At 36.4% G+C, this 25,595-nt stretch carries 26 protein-coding genes; 15 read left to right on the forward strand and 11 right to left on the reverse strand.

All coding sequences use genetic code 11. From position 1 onward, the window contains the following. Window positions 1-33: 33 nt before the first annotated feature. Complete coding sequence (locus ACB104_RS02215) at window positions 34-1,323, reverse strand: serine hydrolase domain-containing protein (RefSeq protein ID WP_370476646.1); 1,290 nt, start codon at window positions 1,321-1,323, stop codon at window positions 34-36. 354 nt (window positions 1,324-1,677) lie between these two features. Continuing rightward, a complete protein-coding gene (lpdA, locus tag ACB104_RS02220) occupies window positions 1,678-3,078 on the reverse strand; it encodes a dihydrolipoyl dehydrogenase (RefSeq protein ID WP_370476647.1) in 1,401 nt (466 codons plus the stop codon). Between the two features lie 293 nt (window positions 3,079-3,371). Here lpdA and ACB104_RS02225 point away from each other — a divergent pair, with 293 nt between their 5' ends. The 4 genes from ACB104_RS02225 (at window position 3,372) to ACB104_RS02240 (ending at window position 5,154) form a co-directional block, all read left to right on the forward strand. Next, entirely contained in the window at window positions 3,372-3,581 is a 210-nt protein-coding gene (locus ACB104_RS02225; protein WP_370476648.1) for a dodecin, read from the forward strand. Window positions 3,582-3,630: 49 nt separating this feature from the next. Continuing rightward, the gene (gene smpB / locus ACB104_RS02230; RefSeq protein ID WP_370476649.1) at window positions 3,631-4,089 is read left to right on the forward strand and encodes an SsrA-binding protein SmpB; all 459 of its coding nucleotides are present in this window, start codon (window positions 3,631-3,633) and stop codon (window positions 4,087-4,089) included. 68 nt (window positions 4,090-4,157) lie between these two features. Continuing rightward, entirely contained in the window at window positions 4,158-4,712 is a 555-nt protein-coding gene (locus ACB104_RS02235) for a hypothetical protein (protein ID WP_370476650.1), read from the forward strand. Between the two features lies 1 nt (window position 4,713). After that, entirely contained in the window at window positions 4,714-5,154 is a 441-nt protein-coding gene (locus tag ACB104_RS02240) for a YybH family protein (RefSeq protein ID WP_370476651.1), read from the forward strand. On the opposite strand, the gene ACB104_RS02245 is transcribed toward ACB104_RS02240, so the two are convergent. After that, entirely contained in the window at window positions 5,155-5,796 is a 642-nt protein-coding gene (locus ACB104_RS02245) for a protein-L-isoaspartate(D-aspartate) O-methyltransferase (protein WP_370476652.1), read from the reverse strand. It abuts the gene before it with no gap. Between the two features lie 159 nt (window positions 5,797-5,955). Here ACB104_RS02245 and ACB104_RS02250 point away from each other — a divergent pair, with 159 nt between their 5' ends. The 9 genes from ACB104_RS02250 to ACB104_RS02290 all read left to right on the forward strand — a co-directional run bounded on the left by ACB104_RS02250 (window position 5,956) and on the right by ACB104_RS02290 (window position 15,924). Then, entirely contained in the window at window positions 5,956-6,915 is a 960-nt protein-coding gene (locus ACB104_RS02250; RefSeq protein ID WP_370476653.1) for a Gfo/Idh/MocA family protein, read from the forward strand. 144 nt (window positions 6,916-7,059) lie between these two features. Beyond that, the gene (locus tag ACB104_RS02255) at window positions 7,060-7,950 is read left to right on the forward strand and encodes a 3-hydroxyacyl-CoA dehydrogenase family protein (protein ID WP_370476654.1); all 891 of its coding nucleotides are present in this window, start codon (window positions 7,060-7,062) and stop codon (window positions 7,948-7,950) included. A gap of 38 nt (window positions 7,951-7,988) precedes the next feature. After that, complete coding sequence (locus ACB104_RS02260) at window positions 7,989-9,227, forward strand: DUF1015 domain-containing protein (protein WP_370476655.1); 1,239 nt, start codon at window positions 7,989-7,991, stop codon at window positions 9,225-9,227. Window positions 9,228-9,301: 74 nt separating this feature from the next. Further along, complete coding sequence (locus ACB104_RS02265) at window positions 9,302-9,970, forward strand: YggS family pyridoxal phosphate-dependent enzyme (protein ID WP_370476656.1); 669 nt, start codon at window positions 9,302-9,304, stop codon at window positions 9,968-9,970. A gap of 76 nt (window positions 9,971-10,046) precedes the next feature. Continuing rightward, window positions 10,047-11,411 (forward strand): exonuclease domain-containing protein, encoded by a 1,365-nt coding sequence (locus ACB104_RS02270; RefSeq protein ID WP_370477092.1) that lies wholly within the window; start codon window positions 10,047-10,049, stop codon window positions 11,409-11,411. Between the two features lie 53 nt (window positions 11,412-11,464). Next, window positions 11,465-13,429, forward strand: coding sequence for a DUF3858 domain-containing protein (locus tag ACB104_RS02275; RefSeq protein ID WP_370476657.1), 1,965 nt, complete (start codon window positions 11,465-11,467; stop codon window positions 13,427-13,429). Between the two features lie 36 nt (window positions 13,430-13,465). Beyond that, entirely contained in the window at window positions 13,466-14,305 is an 840-nt protein-coding gene (locus tag ACB104_RS02280) for an ion transporter (RefSeq protein WP_370476658.1), read from the forward strand. Next, window positions 14,265-15,260: a tRNA (adenosine(37)-N6)-dimethylallyltransferase MiaA gene (miaA, locus tag ACB104_RS02285; RefSeq protein WP_370476659.1), complete on the forward strand. Its 996-nt coding sequence runs from the start codon at window positions 14,265-14,267 to the stop codon at window positions 15,258-15,260. Before ACB104_RS02280 ends, miaA begins: the two co-directional genes overlap by 41 nt. Then, the gene (locus tag ACB104_RS02290; RefSeq protein ID WP_370476660.1) at window positions 15,247-15,924 is read left to right on the forward strand and encodes a GNAT family N-acetyltransferase; all 678 of its coding nucleotides are present in this window, start codon (window positions 15,247-15,249) and stop codon (window positions 15,922-15,924) included. The genes miaA and ACB104_RS02290 overlap by 14 nt, the downstream gene beginning before the upstream one ends. Window positions 15,925-15,968: 44 nt before the next feature. On the opposite strand, the gene ACB104_RS02295 is transcribed toward ACB104_RS02290, so the two are convergent. From ACB104_RS02295 to ACB104_RS02305, 3 genes are read right to left on the reverse strand one after another with little or no spacing between them, the layout of a single operon-like run. Then, window positions 15,969-17,516, reverse strand: coding sequence for a hypothetical protein (locus ACB104_RS02295; RefSeq protein ID WP_370476661.1), 1,548 nt, complete (start codon window positions 17,514-17,516; stop codon window positions 15,969-15,971). A gap of 11 nt (window positions 17,517-17,527) precedes the next feature. After that, entirely contained in the window at window positions 17,528-18,106 is a 579-nt protein-coding gene (locus ACB104_RS02300; protein ID WP_370476662.1) for a hypothetical protein, read from the reverse strand. After that, window positions 18,090-18,641, reverse strand: a complete 552-nt coding sequence (locus tag ACB104_RS02305) for an RNA polymerase sigma factor (protein ID WP_370476663.1) — start codon at window positions 18,639-18,641, stop codon at window positions 18,090-18,092. Before ACB104_RS02305 ends, ACB104_RS02300 begins: the two co-directional genes overlap by 17 nt. Before the next feature lie 176 nt (window positions 18,642-18,817). On the opposite strand from ACB104_RS02305, the gene ACB104_RS02310 reads away from it, so the two are divergent. Beyond that, window positions 18,818-19,372, forward strand: coding sequence for a DUF2911 domain-containing protein (locus tag ACB104_RS02310; RefSeq protein ID WP_370476664.1), 555 nt, complete (start codon window positions 18,818-18,820; stop codon window positions 19,370-19,372). A gap of 75 nt (window positions 19,373-19,447) precedes the next feature. Then, entirely contained in the window at window positions 19,448-20,524 is a 1,077-nt protein-coding gene (gene meaB / locus ACB104_RS02315) for a methylmalonyl Co-A mutase-associated GTPase MeaB (RefSeq protein WP_370476665.1), read from the forward strand. Here meaB and ACB104_RS02320 read toward each other — a convergent pair. The 5 genes from ACB104_RS02320 to ACB104_RS02340 all read right to left on the reverse strand — a co-directional run bounded on the left by ACB104_RS02320 (window position 20,514) and on the right by ACB104_RS02340 (window position 25,581). After that, the gene (locus ACB104_RS02320; protein ID WP_370476666.1) at window positions 20,514-21,092 is read right to left on the reverse strand and encodes a phosphatase PAP2 family protein; all 579 of its coding nucleotides are present in this window, start codon (window positions 21,090-21,092) and stop codon (window positions 20,514-20,516) included. The two genes, meaB and ACB104_RS02320, sit on opposite strands and share 11 nt — an antisense overlap. A gap of 38 nt (window positions 21,093-21,130) precedes the next feature. Then, window positions 21,131-21,358 carry a DUF8828 family protein gene (locus ACB104_RS02325; RefSeq protein ID WP_370476667.1) on the reverse strand — a complete coding sequence of 76 codons (228 nt, stop codon included), beginning with the start codon at window positions 21,356-21,358 and terminating at the stop codon, window positions 21,131-21,133. 11 nt (window positions 21,359-21,369) lie between these two features. After that, window positions 21,370-22,746 (reverse strand): MATE family efflux transporter, encoded by a 1,377-nt coding sequence (locus ACB104_RS02330; protein ID WP_370476668.1) that lies wholly within the window; start codon window positions 22,744-22,746, stop codon window positions 21,370-21,372. Window positions 22,747-23,011: 265 nt separating this feature from the next. Beyond that, complete coding sequence (locus tag ACB104_RS02335) at window positions 23,012-23,953, reverse strand: NAD(P)H-dependent flavin oxidoreductase (protein ID WP_370476669.1); 942 nt, start codon at window positions 23,951-23,953, stop codon at window positions 23,012-23,014. After that, entirely contained in the window at window positions 23,953-25,581 is a 1,629-nt protein-coding gene (locus tag ACB104_RS02340; RefSeq protein ID WP_370476670.1) for a S8 family serine peptidase, read from the reverse strand. The genes ACB104_RS02335 and ACB104_RS02340 overlap by 1 nt, the downstream gene beginning before the upstream one ends. Window positions 25,582-25,595 lie beyond the last annotated feature (14 nt).

Consider the following 25,595-nt stretch of genomic DNA (forward strand, 5'->3'; position numbering starts at 1 on the left):
ATGAAAATTATAAATTTAAAATGGTTTTCCACATCAATCAGCTATCGCCTGATTTACCAATATTCTGAATTTTCCAGCAGTATCATCAGTTCTTGTGCGCTGCGTTTGTTTTAACAAAATAGCAACCATATCCTCTTTTGGGTCGGCAAAATATTGGGTGTTAAAGTAACCACCCCATTCAAAAGTACCTTCACTTCCGCTACCGCCTAAATCATGTCTTTTTTTGTCTACCAAGCCAAAGGCCAAGCCATGAACGGCTTCTATATCTTCAGATATATAAGGAATTTGATCGGTTAAAATGGTTTCAACTGTGGTTCGGCTTAAAAGTCGATTGCCATTAAATTTCCCCTTATTCAAATACATATTTAAGAACATGGCATAATCGGTAGCCGTACTAGTTAGTCCAGCACCACCCGAAAAAAAGCGCTTAGCACCTGTTTTCGGGTAATCAGTATCGTAAAAGGTTACTGGAAATTTTTCCCATTTACCAGACTCAATGGTTTGCACAGTAACCAGACGGTTATATTGGGGTTCTGATAGGTAAAATTGGGTGTCGTGCATCCCCAATGGTTCAAAAATTCTAGTTTTAAAAAACTCATCAAGCGGCATTCCAGAAATTATTTCAATAAAATAACCCAAGACATCTAGCCCTTCACTATAAGTGAATTGTTCTCCGGGATTATGATGCAAAGGCAATTTTGCCAATTTTTTGATACTTTCTTCAATGCTGATGTCTTCAGTAGTAAACAAATCCGTAACTCCGGCTTTTGCATATATTTTTCTGAATCGAGAATCGCCATCAATTTGTCCGTAACCAATACCGGAGGTATGCGTTAGCAGATTTCTAATTGTAATTTGCTTTGTTGCAGATTTAGCAGTAAATGACGAATCGCCCTCATTAAAGGATTCCAAAACCTGCGGATTCGCAAAGTCAGGAATGAACTTGGAAATTGGGTCGTCCAAATCAAACTTGCCTTCTTCCCATAGCATCATAACCGCAGTGGATGTAATAGCCTTAGTTTGTGAGGCAATCCGAAAAATGGCGTCTTTTCGTAATAATTTTTTAGACTCATTATCAGCAAGACCAAAGGCTTTGTGATAAACTATTTTTCCATGTCTTGAAATTAATGCCACTGCACCAGGAATTTTATTTTTACGAATTGCATCTGTCAGCATAGAATCAATTCTGGACAATCGTTCATCGGACATACCAGCGCTACTTGGAGAAGACTCGCTTAGTATTTCGGCTGAAACTGTTTGTGTTTGTTTAAAACAAGAGACGAATAAAAATGGAAGCAGAAAAATGAAAATGAACTTTTTCACGAGGAGTTTAGTTTTTAGTTGGTAAATTCCTTGCTAATTTAAGGTTTTAGTTCGAATGGATATTCTAAAACAAAAAAATCCCTTTCAAATTAATGAAAAGGGATGGATAACATGTAGAGAGTTTTTCGGCATACAGAAAAATAACCAACCAAATTTTAACCCTAACTTAAAGTTAATCCTACACACTTACTCGACTCTCTAGAATATCTTTTTCTTGGCACTCACTAGTTACTTAAAAATGGACAATAATTTTAATTTAAAATAAAACTTTTCGAAATTGAATATACTCAATTCTCGAAAACAAAAAAAACGAACCCGAAAGGATTCGCCCAACCATTAAACTTATATTATTTCTTAGATGTGCAAAGCCCTATTGTCAGTAGCCGCCAATGCAGCTTCTTTAATAGCTTCAGTAAATGTAGGATGTGCATGCGACATGCGGGAGACATCCTCTGCAGATGCACGGTACTCCATGGCTACAACGGCCTCGGCAATCATATCGGCAGCACGGGCACCTATCATGTGTACGCCTAAAATTTCATCGGTTTTCTTATCAGCCAAAATTTTCACAAATCCATCTAAATCCATACTCGCTCTACTTCTACCCAAAGCACGCATAGGGAAGGAACCTATTTTGAAATCAACACCAGCTTCCTTTAACTGCTCCTCTGTTTTTCCAACCGAAGCAACCTCAGGCCAAGTATAAACAACACCCGGAATTAAATTATAGTCGATATGTGGTTTTTGTCCTGCTAAAGTTTCGGCAACAAAAACGCCTTCTTCCTCAGCTTTATGAGCCAACATGGCTCCTTTTACCACATCACCAATAGCATAAATATTTGATGCACTAGTTTGTAAATGGTCATTGACTTCAATCTGTCCTCTATCATTTAGTTTTACCCCAGCAGCCTCAGCGTTTAAACCATCGGTATATGGACGACGACCAACAGACACTAAACAATAATCACCTATAAGTTCTATTTCCTCACCTTTTTTGTTATCTGCTTTTACAATAACCTCATCCCCTTTGCGCTCAACAGATTTTACTTTATGCGACGTATTGATAGTGAATTTTGCTTTCTTCAAAACTTTATTCAACTCTTTTGACAAACCCGAATCCATAGTTGGGATGATACGATCCATATACTCAACCACAGTAACTTCTGCCCCCAAACGTTTATAAACTTGACCAAGCTCCAAACCTATAACACCGCCACCAATAACAATTAAATGCCTTGGAATTTCTTTCAGCTTCAATGCTTCTGTAGAAGTAATGATTCGTTCTTTATCAATTTTGATAAACGGCAAACTTGACGGCTTACTACCTGTTGCTATAATGGTGTTTTTCGCTTCAATTTCAGTAGCTTTTTCACCAGAAACGGTAATATGTGTAGCGTCCTTAAAACTGCCTATGCCGTTATAAACATCGATATTATTTTTCTTCATTAAAAAATCGATGCCACCAGTGGTTTGATCTACAACAGCTTGCTTACGCGCAATCATTTTTTCCAAATTCACCTTTACATCGCCAGGAATTTCAATGCCATGCTCCTCAAAATGTTTCACAGCATCTTCGTAATGATGCGACGAATCTAAAAGCGCCTTACTAGGTATACATCCCACATTTAAGCAAGTGCCTCCAAGTGTTGCATATTTTTCTATTAAGGCAGTTTTCATGCCCAATTGTGCGCAGCGTATGGCCGCAACATATCCTCCAGGACCAGAGCCTATCACGGCTACATCGTATGAGTTCATATTTTTTTGTTGAATTTCTTTAGTTTAAGACAGATTCAAAAATACGAATGTTTTATTGTATCGCAATAAAAAAGGCTCGTTTATAAAATGATTTAGTGATTTTCATAAAAAAGAATAACAAATTTCTCAAATCAGAAAAAATCAAGGTAATCTCTTTGTTATTGATAATATGTTTATCAAAATGTAATCGATTATTTTAGACTGGTTGTAAAAATGTTGATAAACAACTAATTGCATCGACTTCCTATTTTTTTCGTACCTTAATGTCTCACTTTAACCAAAATCAAATTATTATGGATGAGCATATTTATAAAAAAATTGAAATTGTAGGCACTTCAGCAAAATCCAGCGATGATGCCATTGAAAATGCCATTAAAAAAGCATCTAAATCGATTCAAAACCTAAGATGGTTTGAAGTTATCGACACCCGTGGCAATATAAAAGAAGGCAAAGTTGATATGTGGCAAGTAACCATTAAAATGGGCTTTACCATGAAAAATTAATAAAGCACGCTATAAATTTCTCCTGTGAAATTATGTAGTTTTGTGCTTCATGCAGAAAAACATAAACATACAAAACAAAAAAGCACGTTTTCAATATGAAATATTGGACAAATACACTGCTGGAATTGTTTTAACTGGAACCGAAATAAAGTCCATAAGAGACAGTAAAGCTTCTATAGCCGAAAGTTTTTGTGAGTTCAATGAGCGTGGCGAGTTATTTGTTATAAATATGACCATTGAGGAATACAAATATGGCACGCATTATAACCACAGACCAAAGGCCGAACGCAAATTACTTTTAAACAAAAGAGAGCTTAACAAATTGAACAAGGAAGTTCAAAATACAGGCCTAACCATTGTTCCGTTAAGGTTGTTTATTAACGAAAAAGGTTACGCCAAGATGGAAATTGCTTTGGCAAAAGGTAAAAAACTTTATGATAAGCGTGAAACCATAAAAGACCGCGACAACAAACGAAATCTAGACAGGATTAAAAAAATCTATAAATAATTTAAGTGTTTCTTAACGCTAGATCCATTATCAATTATTTATTTTGTCCTTTAAATAATCTACAAAAAATGCAAAAAATATTCGCCACTTTACTCGTTTTCCTTATTTCATACAGCTTTTACGCTCAAACTGACACTAAAGCAATTCCAGAAAAGGAAACAAAAGAATTTGAAATTGATAGCACTTTGGTTTTATCCCTGGACACTACATTAAACACATTGTACAATGTGATTTCAGGCGAAAGAGGGGAAGAAAGAAACTGGAAACAGTTCAAATATCTTTTTAAGGAAGATGCCAAGTTAATTCCTTCGTATAAAGATGAAGACGATGTTTACCAAGTGCGCTACCTGTCCCCCAAAGATTATATAAAAAGTTCTGGAAAGTGGTTGGTGGAGCATGGTTTTTTTGAGAAAGAAATCCATCGTGATGTTGATATTTTTGGCAACATAGCCCAAGTTTATAGCACTTATGAATCGTTTTATTCTGAATCGGACGAAAAACCGTTTATGCGAGGCATCAATAGCATCCAACTTTTAAATGATGGAACGCGTTGGTGGATAATCAATATTTACTGGACACAGGAAACACCTGAAAACCAAATACCTTTAAACTATCTGCCTTAAAATGAATAAACATTTTAGAATATTTATCATATTCATATTTGCTTGCTATTCATGTAAAAATGAAGTAGACAACAACATGACCGAGGTTTGGAAAGATGAAATCGTAAAAACCGAACTTGAATTCTCAAATTTAGCCCAAGAAAAAGGCATGAATATCGCTTTTCTAAAGTTTGTTGCAGATGATGCCGTTATGCTCAGAAACAATAAAATTATAAAAGGAAAGGATAACATTAAAACTTTTATGCAAAACAGCACCTCAAAAGGTTTGTCCTGGAAACCAGATTTTGTTGATGTTTCAGCCTCTGGCGATTTGGGCTACACCTACGGTAAGTATATTTTTGAATATCAAGATTCTCTAGGGAACAAAAAAAACAACGAGGGCATTTTTCATACCGTTTGGAAAAGACAAGCAGACAATACTTGGAAATTTGTTTGGGATTAGCTAATTCTTATCCTCCAACAAAGGCACAAATCTAAACTCGCCAAACTCTTCTTTGTCAAACTCCTTTTCTCCTTTTCTGGTGTAAAGAGTCATTTCTTGTACATTTTTACCCACTGGAATAACCAATCGTCCACCTATTTTTAATTGACCAAGCAAAGCTTTCGGGACAAAAGGTGCTCCCGCTGTAACAATTATACCATCAAAAGGTGCTTCTTCCCGCAGACCTGCATAGCCATCACCAAAAACCAGTTTTTTAGCACGATAGCCCAATTTTGGTAAAAACTTACTGGTTTTTTTAAAAAGTTCGTTTTGACGTTCAATACTGTAAACCTTCGCTCCCAATTCGCACAAAATGGCTGTTTGGTAGCCACTACCAGTGCCGATTTCCAAAATTTTATCACCTTTCTTAATTTGCAACAATTCCGTTTGAAAAGCTACTGTATAAGGTTGTGAAATGGTTTGATCGGCGGCTATAGGAAATGCTTTATCAACATAAGCATAATGCAAAAAACCAGAGTCCATAAACAAGTGCCTTGGTACATTACCTATGGCATTTAAAACGGCTTCATCAGTTATTCCTTTGTGCTTTAATTCCTTAACAAGCTGCTGCCTTAATCCCTTATGTTTGAAAGTGTCCTTCAATTTTGGTTGCGTTTAATCGGTTAAAATTAGGTAAACATTTTAAAGCCTGAAACTAATTTATTCAGAATTTATTTTTCGCATTGATAACCCCAAAAATTTGAATGAATTCCTTAACTTCAACTTTTAATTATCTTATTTTTGTTGAAAACGTAAAAAATTATGCTAAAAGCAGGTGTACTTGGTGCTGGTCACTTAGGAAAAATTCATTTGAGGCTTCTCAAGCAATCCGAAAAATATAACCTTGTTGGATTTTATGATGCAGATGAAACTAACGGTAAAAAGGTTGAAGCTGAATTTGGTTATAAATTTTTCAATTCCGTTGACGAACTCATTGATGCCGTAGATATGGTGGACATTGTGACTCCAACGCTTTCACACTATAATTGCGCAAAACAGTCCATTGCTAAAGGCAAACACATTTTTATTGAAAAACCTATTACCAATACTGTTGAAGAAGCCGAACATATTCGGCTATTACTTGCTGAAAACAATTTACGTGGACAAGTGGGTCATGTTGAGCGTTTTAACCCTGCCTATTTAGCGGTAAAAAATGAAATCAAATCACCTATGTTTATTGAAACCCATAGGTTGGCAGAGTTTAATCCGAGAGGTACCGATGTACCCGTTGTTTTGGATTTAATGATTCATGATATTGATATTATTTTAAGCATTGTAAAATCTAAAGTAAAAAGCATTTCGGCCAGTGGTGTAGCCGTTATTAGTGACACCCCAGATATTGCCAACGCTAGATTGGAATTTGAAAATGGTTGCGTTGCCAATTTAACAGCGAGCAGGATTTCCCTAAAAAAAATGCGTAAAGCAAGGTTTTTTCAAAAGGACGCTTACATCTCGGTTGACTTCCTCACTAAAAAATGTGAAGTGGTAAAAATGAAGGATGCACCTGAAAATCCCGGTGACTTTGATATGATTTTGCAAAATGCCGAAGGTGTTAAAAAACAGATTTACTTTGATAATCCACCAGTACCAGACAATAATTCCATTTTGGATGAATTGGAATCTTTTGCGGACGCCATAAATAATGACAGAGCTCCAGAGGTAACGTTACATGACGGAACTGAGGCCCTGCGAATTGCCAACCAAATCATTGATTGTTTTTAATGAACCACGTCGTTACGAGCGTGCCCGTTGGCTGACGGGAAGCTTTCGGCAACATGGCAATCTATTTGTATTTAACTTAAATTCTAAAGATTGCCACATCACTCCATTAGCGTGATTCGCAATGACATAACAAAATAAACTAAAATGAAAAATATTGCAGTTATTGGAGCAGGAACTATGGGAAACGGTATTGCCCACACTTTTGCCCAAAACGGATTTAAGGTCCAAATGATTGATATTAGCCAAGAAGCGTTGAACAAAGGTCTCAAAACAATTTCAACCAACTTAGACAGATTGGTTACGAAAGAAAAAATATCAGAGCAGCAAAAAACAGAAACCCTCAATAATATCTCAACGTTTACAAGCATTAAAGCTGGTGTAGATTATGCCGCGTTGGTTGTTGAGGCAGCAACCGAAAATCTGGATTTAAAATTAAAAATATTTCAAGAGTTGGACGAAGCATGTTCTGAAAGTGCCATATTGGCGACAAATACATCATCAATCTCCATTACACAAATTGCGGCTGTAACCTCTAATCCAAAGCGGGTTATTGGCATGCATTTTATGAACCCTGTACCCATAATGCCTTTGGTCGAGGTTATTCGTGGCTATAACACTTCAGATGAAGTGACCAACACCATCATACAACTTGTCAAAACCTTGGGAAAAGAACCCGTGGAAGTTAACGACTACCCTGGTTTTGTCGCCAATCGCATTTTAATGCCCATGCTTAACGAGTCCATAGAGACCCTCTACAACGGTGTTGCCGGCGTTAAAGAAATTGACGCTGTGATGAAGTTAGGGATGGCACACCCCATGGGGCCATTGCAATTGGCAGATTTTATTGGTTTGGATGTTTGTTTGTCCATTTTAAATGTGATGTACAACGGCTTTAAAAACCATAAATACGCCCCTTGCCCATTATTGGTAAACATGGTTAACGCAGGTAAGTTAGGCGTTAAATCCGGCGAAGGCTTTTACGATTATTCCGAAGGCAAAAAAGCAGAGAATGTTGCAAAACAGTTTTTAAGCTAATTTGTCATTCTTACTCGCAATGACGTTAAGATAAAAACATGGCAAAAATAATTCCATTTAAGGCTGTAAGACCTACACGCGATAAAGTTACTTTAGTAGCATCGCGCTCCTATCAAAGCTATACTCAGGCTGAGTTGGAGGCCCGAATGGATTATAATCCCTTTTCGTTTTTACATATTGTTAATCCAGGCTATAAATACCATAAAGACATAAAAGGGAAGGACAGGTATGCTTTAGTCAAAAATCGGTTTTTGGAATTTAAGGAGGATGGAATTTTTATTCAAGATGAAAAGCCAAGTTATTACGTTTATAAAATTGTAAACCGAGATGGTTTAACCTTTTCGGGCATTATTGCAGCAGCAAGCACTGAAGATTATCAAACCGATGTGATAAAAAAGCACGAAGACACCATTGAATATCGTGAAAACATTTTTAAAGACTATTTAAAAACCGTTGGTTTCAATGCAGAGCCCGTATTGCTCACATATCCAGATAATAACATTGTTAACCACATCATTTCAAAAATTCAAAAAGAGCGCTCCGAATATGAGTTTACTACCACTTACCGCGACATACATTATCTCTGGAAACTTGACGATGAAGACGCCAAGAAAACCATTAGTCTTGAATTCGAAAAAATGAAAACCATTTATATTGCAGATGGGCACCACCGTTCGGCTTCATCTGTTTTATTGGCCGAACAATTAAAATCTGAAAACAAGAAACACACAGGAAACGAACCGTATAATTATTTTATGAGTTTCTTGATTCCAGAATCGGAACTTAAAATCTATGAATTCAACAGGTTGGTGAAAGATTTAAACGGACTTTCAAAGGAAACTTTTCTGATTAAACTGGACGCTATTTTCCGAATTGAAAAACGAGGAAATCAACTCTACGAACCCAGCAAAAAACATCATTTTAGCATGTATTTAGATGGCGATTTCTATTCCCTCTTTTTACGCAAAAACAATGATACCTTTAAAACCTCTTTAGATGCTTTAGACACCCATATTCTTTACAAAAAGGTTTTGGAACCTATTTTAGCGATTTCAGATTTGCGTAATGACACCAGAATAGCCTATTCCCATGGTAAAAATGATATGGCAACTATAAAAAGTAAAGTTGATAGCGGTGAATTTGCTGTTGGTTTTGGTTTGGTTGCAATAACGGTTAAAGAATTAAAAGCCATAGCAGATGAAGGGCTGACCATGCCACCAAAAAGCACCTATATTGAACCCAAATTAAGAAGCGGCGTAACCATTTATGAATTTTAAGTAATGTTTATTTGTTTAGTTGTTCAGTCGTTTAGATATTTACAACTAAACACCAAACGGCTTAACGAATAATTATGAGCATACAGGAAAACCTCAACAAAATAAAATCTTCTTTACCTGAAAACGTAACCTTGGTTGCCGTTTCCAAAACAAAACCTGTTACCGATTTAATGGAGGCCTATAACGCCGGGCAACGCATTTTTGGAGAGAATAAAATCCAGGAAATGGTTGAAAAACATGAGGTCATGCCCACAGACATTGAATGGCATATGATAGGACATGTACAACGGAACAAAGTAAAGTATATGGGACCTTTTGTTTCATTGATTCATGGAGTTGATAATTTTAAACTCTTAAAAGAAATCAACAAGCAAGCTAAAAAACACGGACGAACCATAGATTGTTTATTGCAAATAAAAATTGCAGAAGAAGATTCAAAATTTGGTATGTCCGCAAAAGAAGCTTCCGAAATTCTACAATCAAAAACATTTTCAGAACTGAGAAACATAAGAATTACCGGTGTAATGGGCATGGCAACCTACACCGATGACCAAAATCAAATTAAGATGGAATTCACTCTGTTAAAAACCACATTCGATAGTATAAAAAACCTAGAAACTTTTAACTTTAAACCTAAAATCATTAGCATGGGCATGAGTGGCGATTATAAATTAGCTATTGCCTGCGGAAGCACTATGATTAGAGTTGGAAGCAGCATTTTTGGAGAACGAAACTATAATTGATAAAAATCAACCAGAATCCAAAACTAGAAAACCATAAAACAACAACTAATTAATTTTAACATTTAACTTTTAAGAAATCTACGCGATACTAGACATAGAAACCACTGGCGGAAAGTACAATGAAGAGGGCATTACCGAAATAGCTATTTACAAATATAATGGGCACAACATAGTGGACCAATTCATTAGCTTAATCAATCCTGAACGGGATATTCAACCCTTTGTTGTTAATCTAACAGGTATAAACAGCAACATGTTGCGCAATGCCCCAAAATTCTATGAGGTAGCCAAACGCATTGTAGAAATTACCGATGAATGTATTCTGGTGGCACACAACGCCCAGTTTGATTATCGAATATTATGTACCGAATTTAGAAGATTAGGCTTCGATTACAAACGAAAATCTCTTTGCACTGTTGAACTAGCAAAAGATTTAATACCAGGACAACAATCATACAGTCTTGGTAAATTAGTGCGCTCATTGGGCATTCCTGTAGCCGATAGGCATCGTGCTGCGGGGGACGCGATGGCTACTGTTAAGTTATTTAAACTGCTACTTGATAAAGACGTTAGCAAAAGTATTGTGCAACAATCTATTAGATTAAATCCGAAACATCAATTAGAACCTAGGCACATAGATATTATTGAAGAGCTTCCGTCTATTACAGGAGTATATTATATCCATAAAGCGGATGGCCAAATTATATACATCGGGAAAAGCAAGAATATTAAAAAACGAATCAACCAACATTTCACCAGCACAAATCAAAAGTCAAAAAAAATTCAAGCTCAAGTTTCTGCGGTGACCTACGAAGAAACAGGCAGCGAACTAATTGCCCTTTTGAAAGAAAGTGAGGAAATAAAAAAAAACAAACCCATATACAACAGAGCTTTACGCCGCTCCATTTTCACTCATGCTTTATATAGTTTTACGGATGAGAACAACTATATTAATTTAAAAATTGACATTTCAGATGGCCGAAAAAAACCCATAACCACGTTTAGCAACCGACAAAGTGGAAAAAGCTTCATTACAAATGCCGTAAACGAATACAATTTATGCCAAAAACTCACCGGCCTTTACAAAACAAAGTCTAGCTGTTTCAATTTCGATATAAAAGAATGCCAAGGTGCTTGCATACAGAAAGAACCTGCAGATTCCTATAATAAACGTGTTCAACAACTCATAACAAAAAATAGCTACTCAAATAAAAACATGGTTATTTTGGACAAAGGCCGCGCAGTGGATGAGCGAAGTGCTATACTTATAGAAAATGGTGTATTCCAAGGAGTTGGATATTTTAATTTAAACTATCAAATCAATAATATAGATATTCTAAAATCTATAATAACTCCAATGCAAAACAACAGGGACACACAACATATCATTCAAAGTTACCTTCGTAAGAACAAAAGAGTGAAAAGAATTTTGTTCGATTGAATTATTTTAAGAAATTTAAGACATATTTTTAACGTAATTTCAACTAAAAAACTATGTTAAAAAATCTCTTTACTGCCGCCCTATTTCTTACATTTTCTTTACTTACATTCTCCCAATCAAGTGAAGAACCTGTTTTTAGAGTTTCCCTAAGTGACTTAAGGATGGCATCCTACCCAAAAGACTCGACGGCCAACGCCATTGTTTTATATGAATACGGAAATAGTTTTGTCAGCCAGCAAGATTATGATTTGCATACCGAAGAAAAGCACAAAATTAAAATTTTCAACAAGGAAGGCTTTGAAAACGCCAATATAACTATCCCCCTTTACGAAAAAGACAACAACAGTTTTGAGAGGATAGAGAACATTGTGGCCACAACTTATAATTTAGAAGGAGAAGAAGTAACCACTACCAAGCTAGAAGAAAAAAATATATTTAGAGAAAAATATAACGAATACTACACCTTGGTAAAATTCACATTACCAAACGTTAAGGAAGGTTCCGTAATTACTTATAGCTATACCAAAAGAACCCCATTTATGTTTAACTATAGGGGCTGGGATTTTCAGGGTAGCATTCCCAAACTCTACAGTGAATACTGCGCTAGCATTCCTGGAAATTGGGATTACAATATTAAGCTCATTGGCGGCAAAAAACTTGCCATTAATGAATCCAAAGTAAAAAAAGCATGTTTATCAGGTGGCAATGGTGGCGAAGCTAATTGTTTTGATGCAAGATATGCTATGAAAGATATGCCCGCGTTTGTCGAGGAAGACTACATGACTAGTAAATCCAACTATCTGGCCAGAATTGAATATGAACTAAAATCATTTATGCATTTTGATGGCAGAAAGCAATCTTATACAAAAACATGGGAGGATGTTGACAAAGAACTAAAGAAGGAAAAAACAATAGGTCGACAATTGGCAAAATCCATTAAAGTTGAAGAAATTCTTCCTGCAAATATTCTTAACGAAACAGACCTATTAGCAAAAGCCAAAGCTATTTACAGGTTCGTGCAAGAAAACTATACATGGAACGAGGAATTTAGAATTTTTAGAGATGTTTCAGTCAAAGACCTCATTCAAGAAAAATCTGGAAACGCAACTGCCATAAATATTCTTCTAAAAATACTTCTTGAAGAAACAGGAATTAAGGCCAATCCCGTTTTGCTTTCCACAAGAGGCAATGGTTTTTCCACAAAATTATTCCCCGTTATTTCAGAGTTTAATTATTTAATTGTTCAGACCACAATCAACAACAAAACATTTTTGCTCGACGCTACGGATAGCTTCCTGAGCTTTGGAGACCTTCCTTTTCGATGTCTAAACCAATATGGCCGTCTATTGGATTTTAAAAATGGCAGTAAATGGATAGAAATAGAGCCGCAATCATTGTCTAGGGTTATGTATGATGTTGAAATGATCTTTGATGAAGAACAAAAGCTGGTTGGAAAAGTTAAAAGCAAAAGAACTGGTTACCATGCCCTAAAACACAAAAAAGCATATTACCCTAACCCCACTGCGTATAGGGAAAATTTAACCAATAATGCGCCATATTTAGAAATAATAGAACATGCGGTGACTGAAGATGACGTAACGGCTCAGGATTTTTCGGAAGTTTATGAAATTGAATATCATCCAGAAAATACTGGAGAAAACATATACTTAAATCCTTTTTTTGTTAAATTTTTTACTGAAAATCCGTTTAAACTTCAAGAACGAACTTACCCTATTGATTTTGGTTATAGAGATGATTATCTCTACATGTTCAGATTAAATTTGGGAGAAAAGTACACGGTAGTCGAGAAACCAAAAGACCTAAGCTTATCGCTTCCGAATAACACCGGGGAAATTGGGTTTTCAACAAAAATCATGAACAACTCCATTGTTATCATCATGAAATTTGATTTTAAGTCAGCCATGTATTCAGCGGAATTTTACCCATACTTAAAAGAATATATGAGTAAGATTGTTGATGTCCAAAAAAACTCTTTGCTGCTCTTAAAGAAGATATAAGTTATCTTTCTTATTTTTGAAGGAGTTCAAAAAGTTATGGGTAAAACAAAAAAGCATTGGAAAGATAGGCTACATGAAATTATTTATGAAGCGGATACCCCAGAGGGAAAGCTTTTTGATGTGGTTTTGTTTATTGCCATTATCGCCAGTATTTTATTGGTAATGCTGGAAAGCGTTAAAAGCATTGATGCCAAATACCATAACTTTCTAAACATATCTGAATGGATTATAACTATCTTATTTAGCATTGAATACATAGCCAGAATCATAACCGTAAAAAAACCTTTTAGGTATATTTTTAGCTTTTATGGCATAGTAGACTTTCTTTCTACTATACCAAAATACATTTCACTGATTTTTGGAGGTGTCCATGCATTAGCAGCCTTACGAGCGTTAAGGTTATTGCGGATTTTCAGGATTCTAAAATTAGCACGATATCTAGGAGCGTCCAATAATTTATTAAGGGCGTTGAAGGCAAGTAGGGCCAAAATATCTGTTTTTCTGTTTGCAGTCTTAATAATTGCCATAATTTTAGGAACTATTATGTATTTGGTAGAGGGAGAAGAAAATGGCTTTACCAATATACCAAAAAGCGTGTATTGGTGTATCGTAACACTCACAACTGTTGGTTTTGGCGATATAGCGCCGCAAACACCTTTGGGACAATTCATAGCCTCTTTGGTCATGATTTTGGGTTACGGCATCATTGCGGTACCAACAGGTATAGTGTCGGCCGAGTACACCAGCCAAAGCAAACAGAAGCAACCTGAGGCTAACCCTAAAATTCATCTAAATACGCAGGCCTGCACAAGTTGTTCGGCAGAGGGACATCAAGATGGGGCAGAATTTTGCCATAAATGCGGACACAAACTTTGAAATCTTAATTTATAATTGTTCACAGCTTATCAATCCTAAAAATAAATATCTGATATCTATTGTTGGACCTACGGCCATAGGAAAAACCACTTTGAGCATAAAATTGGCGCAGCATTTTAAGACGGAAATTATTTCGGCCGATTCCCGCCAGTTTTTCAAAGAAATGCTAATTGGCACCGCAGCTCCATCACCTATTGAATTGAAAGGGGCAAAACACCACTTTATTCACCACAAATCTATTCACGACCATTATAGTGTCGGTTCTTTTGAAAAAGACGCTTTAGAATGCTTGGATGCACTGTTTAAAAGTCACAATGTTGTGATTATGGTTGGTGGCTCTGGCTTGTATGTAGATGCCGTCGTTAATGGATTGGATGATTTTCCGGATATTGATTATTCCATCAGGGAAAAACTTAATGCAGAGTTAAAGATTCAAGGATTAGTGCATCTTCAAAAACAATTAAAAACTCTTGATTTAACAAGCTACCAATCCATGGCTATTGACAATCCACATCGTGTTATTCGTGCTTTAGAAATTTGCATCGGCACAGGAAAACCCTACTCTTCCTTTTTAAATAAGGAAAAAGTTAAACGCCCTTTTAAAACAATCAGCATTGGATTGACTGCCGAACGGTCAACAATTTACAACCGCATTAACCAACGGGTTGACATCATGATGGAGCAAGGTTTACTGGACGAAGTAAAAAGTTTACTCCCATTTAAAAACCTAAACGCCCTCAACACAGTAGGCTATAAAGAGCTTTTCAGCTATTTGAATGGTGAATGGGAACTCGATTTTGCAGTTTCAGAAATAAAGAAAAATACACGCAGATTTGCCAAGCGACAACTCACATGGTTTAAAAAAAATAAAGACACTCTTTGGTTTAATTATTTAACCCCAACGGAAACCATAATCGATCGATTGGAAAAAAGCACGGAAGATGAAAGTAAATGAAGATGCCTTGGATAATCCTGTTTGGAACTCTTTGACCGACACGCATTTTAATGAATGCATTGATTACGGAAACGTTAAGTTTTACAAAACCGACTATGCACCTTTTGGGGCATTTATCAATAGTGAAGATACATCTGCTCCCATTGAAAAACACTCCCAATTAATTAAAGACTTCTTTATCGTTGGCAATAAACCTAAAATTCCTGAACATTTTAAGCCTTTAATACGTTATGTTGGCCTCCAAATGATGCTTTACAATCAATTGGACATCCCTATAAAGGAAGAAATCATCACGCTAAATAAAGCTCATTACGATCAGCTCATTGATTTGGTAGAACTCGTATATCCACATTTTTTCAAAGCAAAAACTAATACCTTAGGAACTTATTATGGCATTTTTAAAAAAGGTGAGCTAGTTGCCATCACCGGTGAACGTTTCCAAACAAAAAATTTCATTGAACTAAGCGCTGTAGCAACGCACCCAGACCATACGGGCAAAGGATATGCAACTAAATTAATTGCCCACGCTGCAAATACAATTTTCGACAAAGGGAAAATACCGTTCCTGCATGTAGACCAAACTAATTTGGGCCCTATAGCTTTATACAAAAAACTGGGGTTTACGGTAAGAAGAGAAATGGAGTATTGGAAGATTAGCTGCTAAAAAACAGTTGTGTTAACAAAAGGGTATTTGTTAAAATGAAGAGGTTATTGCATAACCACATTGCTGTATTTGGCATTAACCACAATACTTTTCCCGCTGGCCATGCTACCAGATGAAAAATTAGAATCTTGATCTTTGGAGCTCTTTTTGGGGTGCGTAAAACGTGAACGCGTTCCTTTGTATTGCACATTACAATCTACTTTTGGAAGCTTTAAAACGGCATTGCTGTTTTGCAAAATCACATTTAAATTGGTGAAATCATCTCCAATATTTAAAATAGCCATATCACCAATATTACTATCAATAATGGCACTTCCCGTAAGACTATCTATATCAACATCCGATGATACCGCGTTTAAAACCAAATGCTTTACATTCTCCAAATTGGCCTGCTTTACATAATTTAAACTAAGTTCCCCTAAATTCCAATTGGACACATAAACGGGCGAATAGGAGGCATTAATGGAAGTTAAACTTCCATTAATGCTTTGGGCTTTAAATTTTGCATATGATAAATCGGCTTTTATATTATCAACAGTAGAAGCCAATTCTATTTCACCATGTCTTACATTAACTTTTAATTTTGCCTTTTTGGGCATTTTAATTTTAATGGTCTTCTTAACATTAGACCCTGGCTTACCATGGATAATTTTTTCAATTATTTCCTCTCGTTCTTCAATAAGTTTGGCTCGTTCCCTAACACGCTCTTTATGGGCTTCAACACGTTCTTTTTGAGCCAAGGCACGTTCCTTTTGCGCTTCCATTCTTTCAACCTGAACTTCAATACGTGCTGCCTGACCTTTCATTTGCTCGGCAAAACGCTTGCCCCACTCTTCCATATTCTTGGCAAACTCCTCATTATCAAATTTTCCTTCAAACTTTTTGGCCCAAACTTCCATCTGTTTTCCATATTTCTCTCCCCATTCTTTGCCAAATTTTTCACCCCAAGCCTTCATTTTTTCCTGAAATTCCTTGCCATATTTAGATTCAAATTGTTTGGTATATTCTTCTAAATACTTCTCACCATCCTTTTTATAGGCCTCGTAGTCAAATTTAAAACTATAAACACCTTCTGGCAATTCGGGCAACTCCGGTAACTCAGGCATTTCTGGAAGTTCAGGCATTCCAGAAACATTTGGCGCCATTGGTGGTTCTGGAACCTCAAAATGAAAATCGAAATCCATATCAGGTGAATCTGCCAATTCATATTTTAGCTCCTTTAAAATAACCTCAACATCCTTATCGTCTCCATGGTGCGACGATTTAAGCACCCAAACATTTGGACTTCCTCCTTTGGTTTTAATGGACACTTTATCCACCGTGGCATCAATATCAACATCCCAAGCTTTTAATACCTTTTGAAGCTCTTCCTGGCTTAACTTTTCTCCCTCTATATAAGCTTCTATTTCTACAACGTCTTTGTTCCAGGTGTCAAAAACAATGTTACAATGGCTCGTATTTAAGTCGATGGTAACATCTTTATTCACTTTTATGGATTGTGACACTTTGGTCAACTTTTCCTGTGCCAAAATGCTTCCTGAAATGAAGAAACAAATGGCCAAAAATTTCAATTTTATAATTGTACTGTTCATTTTTTGATTTTTTAGATTGATTGTGAAACTTCGTCAGAGTTAACATCAGAAGCATTAAATTGTTCCAGTTGTTCCCTAAGGCGATACAACAGGTTTAAACGGAATTTTAAATTATCGATAAGGGCGTTCACGGTCAATTCTGAAGGGCCGGATTCTGTTAAATCCAAAGAGAGACGCTTGTATTCTTGGTCAAGCTCATTAAGCTGCTCTAAATACCCATCAAAAAGCTCTTTGGTTTCTTGTGTGTATTTCATTTTAGACAACTCTAAATTGATACTCGCCAAATAATAATCCTCGACCTTTTTTAAACCCGGCGAAACATCACCCAAAGTTTTGGTCTCTATTATTTCAGTGTTTACAATTTCAGGCAAAGTCTCTATTTGAGTAGGTTGAAAATATTTAAAAACACCAAAACTTAAGCCTAAAAGAACAACAATACTGGCAGCAATTTGCAACCATCCAAATTTCGACTTTTTGGAAACTGGCAATGCTTCATCAAGCTTTTTTAAAAACCTAGCTTGATGGTTTTCTGGCATTTCCTCCCGTGTTATTTTGTCATCCTTAAACAACTCCCTAATATCTTGCGCCATCTTTTTTTAGTGTTAAAAGTTCTTGTAATTTTACTTTTCCCCTTGATAATTGGGTACGTGAGGCCACTTCGGAAATTTTTAATATTTCAGAAATTTCTTGATGATCGTAGCCTTCAATTAAGTACAGCATCACAACAAAACGATATTTATCGGGCAACTCGGTAATTGCCACTTTTACATCGTTTAGGGTAATGGCATCATCTACCAACCATTTGTCGTCTTTTGGTGTATCGACCACTTTAAGGTGCGCCTCCTTTAACTCAACGAGTTCATGTTTTTTAGCTTTTAAAAAATCGATACACTTATTGACCACAATACGTTTTAGCCATGCCCCGAAAGTAACTTCTGCCTTATATTGGTGCAATTTGGTGAATGCCTTAATAAAGGCTTCTTGCACCACATCTTCAGCGTCACCAGCATCTTTCAAAAACCGTTTGGCAACAATATACATACCATTGCAGTACTGGTTGTATAACTGCAGTTGTGCTTTTCGGTTGTTCTGTTTACATTGTTCTATAATGTCAACTTGAAACATACGGGTTTTTACTTCTGGTTTATGTTAGTTCATCTTAAAGACGACAAAAAACTAGCGGTGTTGCAAAAAATTAAAATATTTTTTTTGGGTCTCATAACAAAGCTAAATAAATGTACGTTTGGATTTTAGAAGTTATATCAATTAAATTATCTTTGTGCCTTTCTAAATTGCTCTCTATGAACACCTTTTTGAAACGTCTTTTAATTCTATTATCCATAGTAGCCTTAGGTTTATTTTTATATTCTGTTTTTGTTGAAAATATTTTCAACAAGCGATTAAGCCCGAAAGACACAGTAAAATTTGAACTGAACGATTTAAAACTGAAGGTGTTTTACAACAGGCCCTATAAAAAAGGTAGGGAGATTTTTGGTGGACTTGTACCTTTTAACCAAGTTTGGCGTACGGGTGCCAACGAAGCCACCACTTTTGAAACTAACCAACCACTTGAAGTAAACGGAAGGCAACTGGATGCTGGTAAATACACGCTTTGGACCGTGCCTAAAGATTCCACTTGGACTGTGATGTTCAATTCCAAACAATATTCATGGGGTGTAAATGCCGAAATGAAACCCATGTGGGACCCTAATTATGACGTTCTGGACATTGAAGTTCCTGTTCAAAATTTAGACCATATTGTGGAGCAATTTACTATAGCATTTGATAATTCAACAGACAGGTTGGCGTTGACCATGGCATGGGACGATGTTAAGATTGCAGTGCCGTTAAAGTAAATGGGATTATATCATACAACCATTTTATAAGAATGAAAATAAAATTGTTATTTTAGTTTAACAATCGTTCCATTCGTGTCAAAAGAAAAAAAATCGGCGTTAAAAGAAAAAAAAGGAGTTTCCGTTTCAGAAACCACTGATAAATCTTCCATCAAGTCAATTAAAGAAAAGCGCAGTAACAAAATTGCCCCTTCCCAATTAATTGCTTCTATTTTAAATGGGAACATTACGGCTTTGGGTAAAGCAATCACCCTTATAGAGAGCAAAAATCGGAAACATTTAAAAGACGCCAACAATGTTATAATGGGCTGTTTACCTTATGCAAATAATTCTATTCGTATTGGTATTACAGGAGTTCCGGGCGTTGGCAAAAGCACTTTTATAGAGGCTTTTGGCAAGCATTTAACCGCGCAGGGCAAGCGCGTTGCTGTTTTGGCCATAGACCCAACAAGCACCATTTCGAAAGGTAGTATTTTAGGCGATAAGACCAGAATGGAATCCTTGGCCAAGGATGATAACGTTTTTATACGCCCGTCGGCCTCTGGTGATTCCCTTGGTGGTGTAGCCAGAAAGACTAGAGAAAGCATAATTTTATGCGAGGCCGCAGGTTTTGATGTCATTATTATTGAAACTGTTGGTGTGGGCCAAAGCGAAATCACGGTCCATAGTATGGTGGATTTCTTCTTGCTATTAAAACTAGCCGGTGCTGGTGATGAATTGCAAGGCATCAAACGCGGTATTATTGAAATGGCTGATGCCATAGCCATTAACAAAGCAGATGGAGGCAACCTAAAATCTGCCAAACTTGCAAAAGAAGAATTTAGCATGGCACTGCACCTCTACCCAGAAAGACCATCGCATTGGCAACCAAAAGTGACTCTTTGCAGTGCCATTAACAGTGAAGGAATCGATGAAATTTGGAAACTGGTTTTAGATTATATGGAAGCAACAACCAAAAATGGTTATTTTGAGGTTAAGCGAAATAAACAAAGTGAATATTGGCTCATCCAAACCATTGAAGAGCAACTGAAATTTGATTTCTTCAACGCACCAAAAATTAAAAAGGAATTAGAAAAGCAAATGAAACTTATCGAAAACAAAAAAACGACGCCTTTTGCTGCGGCAGACTATTTGTTGAATCTTAAGCTTTAAGATTATTTTTACCTTTCAAAAGATATTGTGCCAATTTACTGAACAATACCCCCGAAAAAGCACCAAATATCATTCCGCAAACAATATCCAACGGATAGTGAACGCCAATATAAATACGACTGTAGGCCACAATCAAACTAATAGACATTAGAATATAAATAAGCTTTTTAAAATGGGGACTTAATAGCAGTCCACCAAAAACAGCAACCGCCATAGAGTTTGAGGCATGCCCAGAAAAGAACCCATATTTTCCACACCGCACGGCAATAAAGCGCAATTGGTCAGCAATATCGGTGTTTCCGCAAGGTCTGGGTCTGGCAAAACCACTCTTAAAAAGATTGGTAATTTGGTCGGTAAACGTAATCATCACTGCAACAACGAAAATTAGAATAAACACCGCTTTCAATCCAAATTTTTTATAAAAAAGATAAAACAATAGTATTGTAAAAAAACTACCAAAAAATAATTTATTAGTTATAATTAGCCAAAGACTGTCCCATTTTGGTGATCCTAAGTTATTTAGGAAGAGGAACAGTTCGGTATCGTATTCCAGAAGTTTTTCAATCATTTTTAGCAGTATGATACCCTAAATTTATTCCAAAAAATCTAATCTTCATATTTAGCTAACTCGTTATCATAAAACTCGGTAGCTTGTTTAATGGCGTTTTCCGTTTCATTTTGCAATTCTTTTTGATCCTCGACATCAAAATCTTCAAACCATTCCACCTCATCATTTTCTAGGTTAATTATGAACCTTGGAAATTCAGTATGTATGATAAAAATAGCATCTGGATAATCTGAATTATCGCCTAATATAAACTTTGGAAGAGACATGGTTCTTGGAATTAATTATTGGACAAAATTAGCTTTTTAGTTAGATAATTAAATCGAATATACAATAAAATTGCTGCCGAAGTAAGTCCTGCCAGTAATCCTAGCCAAATACCAAAACTACCGTAGCTTCCTTCTTTTCCTAAAAACCAGGATATGGGAAAGCCAACGATCCAATACGAAATAAAAACCAAAAACATAGGAACCTTTACATCTTGAAGACCCCTTAATGCACCCAAAGCAAGAACCTGCATGCTATCACTTATTTGAAATACCGCTGAAACCAGTAATAATTTTGCTGCAATTGTCAGCACCTCGGTATTGTCCAAAACATTTTCAATATCATTGTTATCCAGATATAATTTTGGTAATTGCTGATGGAAAATTAAAAATAAAATAGCAAACGTAGTGGCAAAAATAATGCCCAGTAGAAAAATGGAATGAGCTATTCGGCGAAGTTCAAAATAATTTTTCAATCCCTTTTGGTTCCCTACCCTTATCATCGCCGCGACGCTCAAACCCATAGCGACCATAAAGGTCATAGAGCTTAAATTCAAGGCTATTTGGTTGGCTGCTTGAGGATTTTTGCCAAGCAAACCGCTTAGCCATATAGCTGCAGTAAAAATGGCCACTTCAAAGAACATTTGCATCGCACTGGGTGTGCCCAGGTTTATAATCTTTTTTAACATCAGTTTCTCCAAAACGAAAAACTTGATATGGGCAACATAAGCTTTTGATTTTTCCTTTTGCTTCAACAAAAACCAAAGGTGCCCAACCATAACTAACCGTGATACCAACGTACCATAAGCCGCTCCAACAATACCTAATTCTGGCATACCAAACTTCCCGAAAATCAGGACATAGTTTAAAACCACATTAACAATATTTGCCAAAATTGTGGCATACATGGGAGGTTTGGTCATAGACAGGCCATCGCTAAACTGTTTAAAACCTTGAAAAACAATTAACGGAATCAAGGATACCGCTACCAAATCCAAATATGGCATGGCAAACTCTACAACCTCTTCTGGCTGTTTCATCAAGTACATCAAAGGTTTGGCAAAAAACACCAATAAAAACAGCAAAACACCCAAAATCGTACATAAAAACAGCCCATGTTTGAACGATGATTTTCCGTTTATGAAATTTTGCTCAGCATCTGCCTCAGCGATTAAAGGTGTAATAGCCGTTGAAAATCCAATGCCTAGAGACATGGCAATGAACATAAAGCTATTACCCAAAGAAACTGCTGCAAGCTCAGCACTCCCTAACTGACCAACCATGACGTTATCAACAAAACTCACAAAAGTATGGCCAAGCATCCCTAACATAACAGGTGAAGCAAGGTTCCAGTTGTATTTAAATTCTTTGCTATAATTAGCCAATTTCATGTAGCAAATGTAAACTATAGCTATATTTTTACGAAGGCTGTTAACCGCTTTTATGCTGACAACACATTAACAAATCTTAATAAAAAGAGAGTATTGTCAGATATTTACTCTTTTTTTGTATCTTTAGGTGATTCTCTTTAAAACTAAATAACAAGCAACGAGACAGTTAAGTTTTATATTGATAGGGATTTAAAATATTAAAAACTTAAAGTTTCAAATCATGGAGGAGGAAAGAAATTTTCTCCTCTTTCGTTTTTAGCCGATATTAAATTTCTGGAATGTTTTTTTGTGCCACTTCAAATTCCTCGATGATTTCCGCAACTATTTTGCCAACTGGTTTAATGTCATATATCAATCCAGAAATTTGCCCGATTTCCAATTCACCTTCTTCCAAATCACCTTCAAACATACCCTTTTTTGCTCTTGCCCTTCCCAGTAATTCTTTTAACTCTTCGACAGTCGGTGATGTTTTATAAAGCGCCTGCAAATCATTATAAAATTTGTTTTTAATCAATCTAACTGGAGCAAGTTCTTTGAGGGTAAGTTGGGTGTCTCCCTCTTTGGCATCAACAATGGCTTGCTTAAAATTAATGTGCGCCGAACTCTCTTGGCTGGCTGCAAACCGACTTCCAATTTGTACACCGTCTGCCCCTAAAACCATTGTTGCCAACATGGCCCTGCCTGTTGCAATTCCACCAGCCGCTATCAAAGGTATATTTATTTTCTCTTTCACCATAGGGATTAGAGCCAAAGTTGTAGTTTCATCCCTTCCGTTATGCCCACCGGCTTCAAATCCCTCGGCTACAATGGCATCAACCCCAGCCTCTTGAGCCATTAGCGCAAACTTTACACTACTAACGACATGAACAACAGTAATGCCTCGCTCTTGTAACCAACCTGTCCAAGTTTTCGGATTTCCCGCTGATGTGAACACAATTTTTACGTCTTCCTCTACAATAATATCCATAATTTTTTCAACATCCGGATACAACATCGGAACATTTACCCCAAAAGGTTTATTGGTCGCTTTTTTACATTTTTGAATATGCTCCCTTAGTACCTCTGGATACATAGAACCAGCACCTATCAGCCCTAAAATTCCTGAATTGCTGGAAGCTGAAGCTAATCGCCAACCACTGTTCCAAACCATGCCAGCTTGAATGATGGGGTAATTAATATTGAATAATTTAGTGATTTTATTTGCCATTAGTACTTTATCAATTTAAAAGCCTTAGTATTTCTGCTTGAAGTTATTCGCGCCATGTACATTCCTTGGGGTAAAAAATCCAAATCAATAGTTTGGAGTTCATTTTTTGCAACATAGATTTCCTTTAAAAATTTTCCCAAAGCATCAAATAACTGAAAGGTTACCATATTTTGATTTGATGTTAATTTTAGATATAGTTTATCCTCCACCGGGTTTGGATAATACTCAACAATAAGATTTTCTGGAATATATGTTCCATTGGGTAATTCTCCATCCACCACAGCTTTAAAATTGGGTATTCCATAACCGATAAAATAATCTGGGGAGTTATATTGGGAAGAAGACTCTCTAATCAATTGCATGATTTCGGCGTTGTTTCTATCAGGCATGGCTTGCCATAAACATGCCAAACCTCCAGCCAAAATTGGAGCACTAAATGATGTTCCATTTCCAGAATAAATGCCATCATTCTCTGCGATAATGAAGCTTGCTTGCCCTTGGGCAACCACATCGGGTTTTTGTGTGGGTTGATTATTGCTACCAACCGAGCTAAAAGAAGCGTAATTACCATTACGATCTACGGCACCTACGGATAGTACATTGGGCGAATCGGCAGGTGCCCCGACTCCACCATTACCAGAATTTCCTGCAGAAGCCACGACCAACATACCTTTTTCAAAAGCAATATTGGCTCCTTTGGAGATATAGGCCGTATGACCATTTAAATCTGCAGCAGCATAGGAATAGTTAGAATTGTCATAAGAAGTGTATCCCAAGGAAGTGTTGATTATATCTACTCCCAAACTATCTGCCCTTTCTGCAGCTTCAACCCAATAACTTTCTTCTACGGGGTTTTCGCTGGTAGCATCTTCCGTAATGAACAGATAGTACGATGCATCTGGTGCAGTGCCCACGTATTGCGACCCACCTTCTAAATAACCCGCCATACAACTTAAAACATAGGTGCCATGTCCGCTGGTTGTATTTGTATAAACATCATCATCCCTGTTTACAAAATCATGCGCTCCTAAAATACTTTCGCCATATCTTAACCTTTGAAATCCATTCATGGTATTGACATTAGGAAAACCCGCATCAAGAACAGCAATGGTCATACCAGCCCCGGTATAGCCCAAAACATGTAACCCATCTACTTTTAGCATTTGCACTTGATTTAAAGCACTGCCATATTCAAAAAATGTTAATGGAGTTTCTAATTTATATTTTAATTTTTGCCTTAAAGAATCAACCTTAGCGGAACTTCTGTTCAAACTTTTATTGGCAAAATCTACAGAACTGACAAAGCTTAGTTCCAGAAGTCCAGAAATATCTGCTTGACTAGCACGAACATGAACCGCATTCAGCCATTTAGATTTAGCCATCACGGTTATACCTGTGGTACTTTTTAATTGGGAAATATAATTTTCGTTAACCGGAACATCACGCTCATCAATAGCCACACCGGACCTGGATTTTCTATCGATTGATTTTTGGGTAAGAATGGTAATTGGATTGGCTAAAGAATTTGACACATTTTCTTTATCAACAAAATAAACCCATGCATCTTCTTGGGCAAAGGACAAAATCTGAAATAAAAGGAAACTGCAAAATACTATTCCTTTAGTCATAATTTTTTTATGAC

The organism is Tamlana flava (genome assembly GCF_041287255.1).
Lineage (GTDB): Bacteria > Bacteroidota > Bacteroidia > Flavobacteriales > Flavobacteriaceae > Tamlana > Tamlana flava.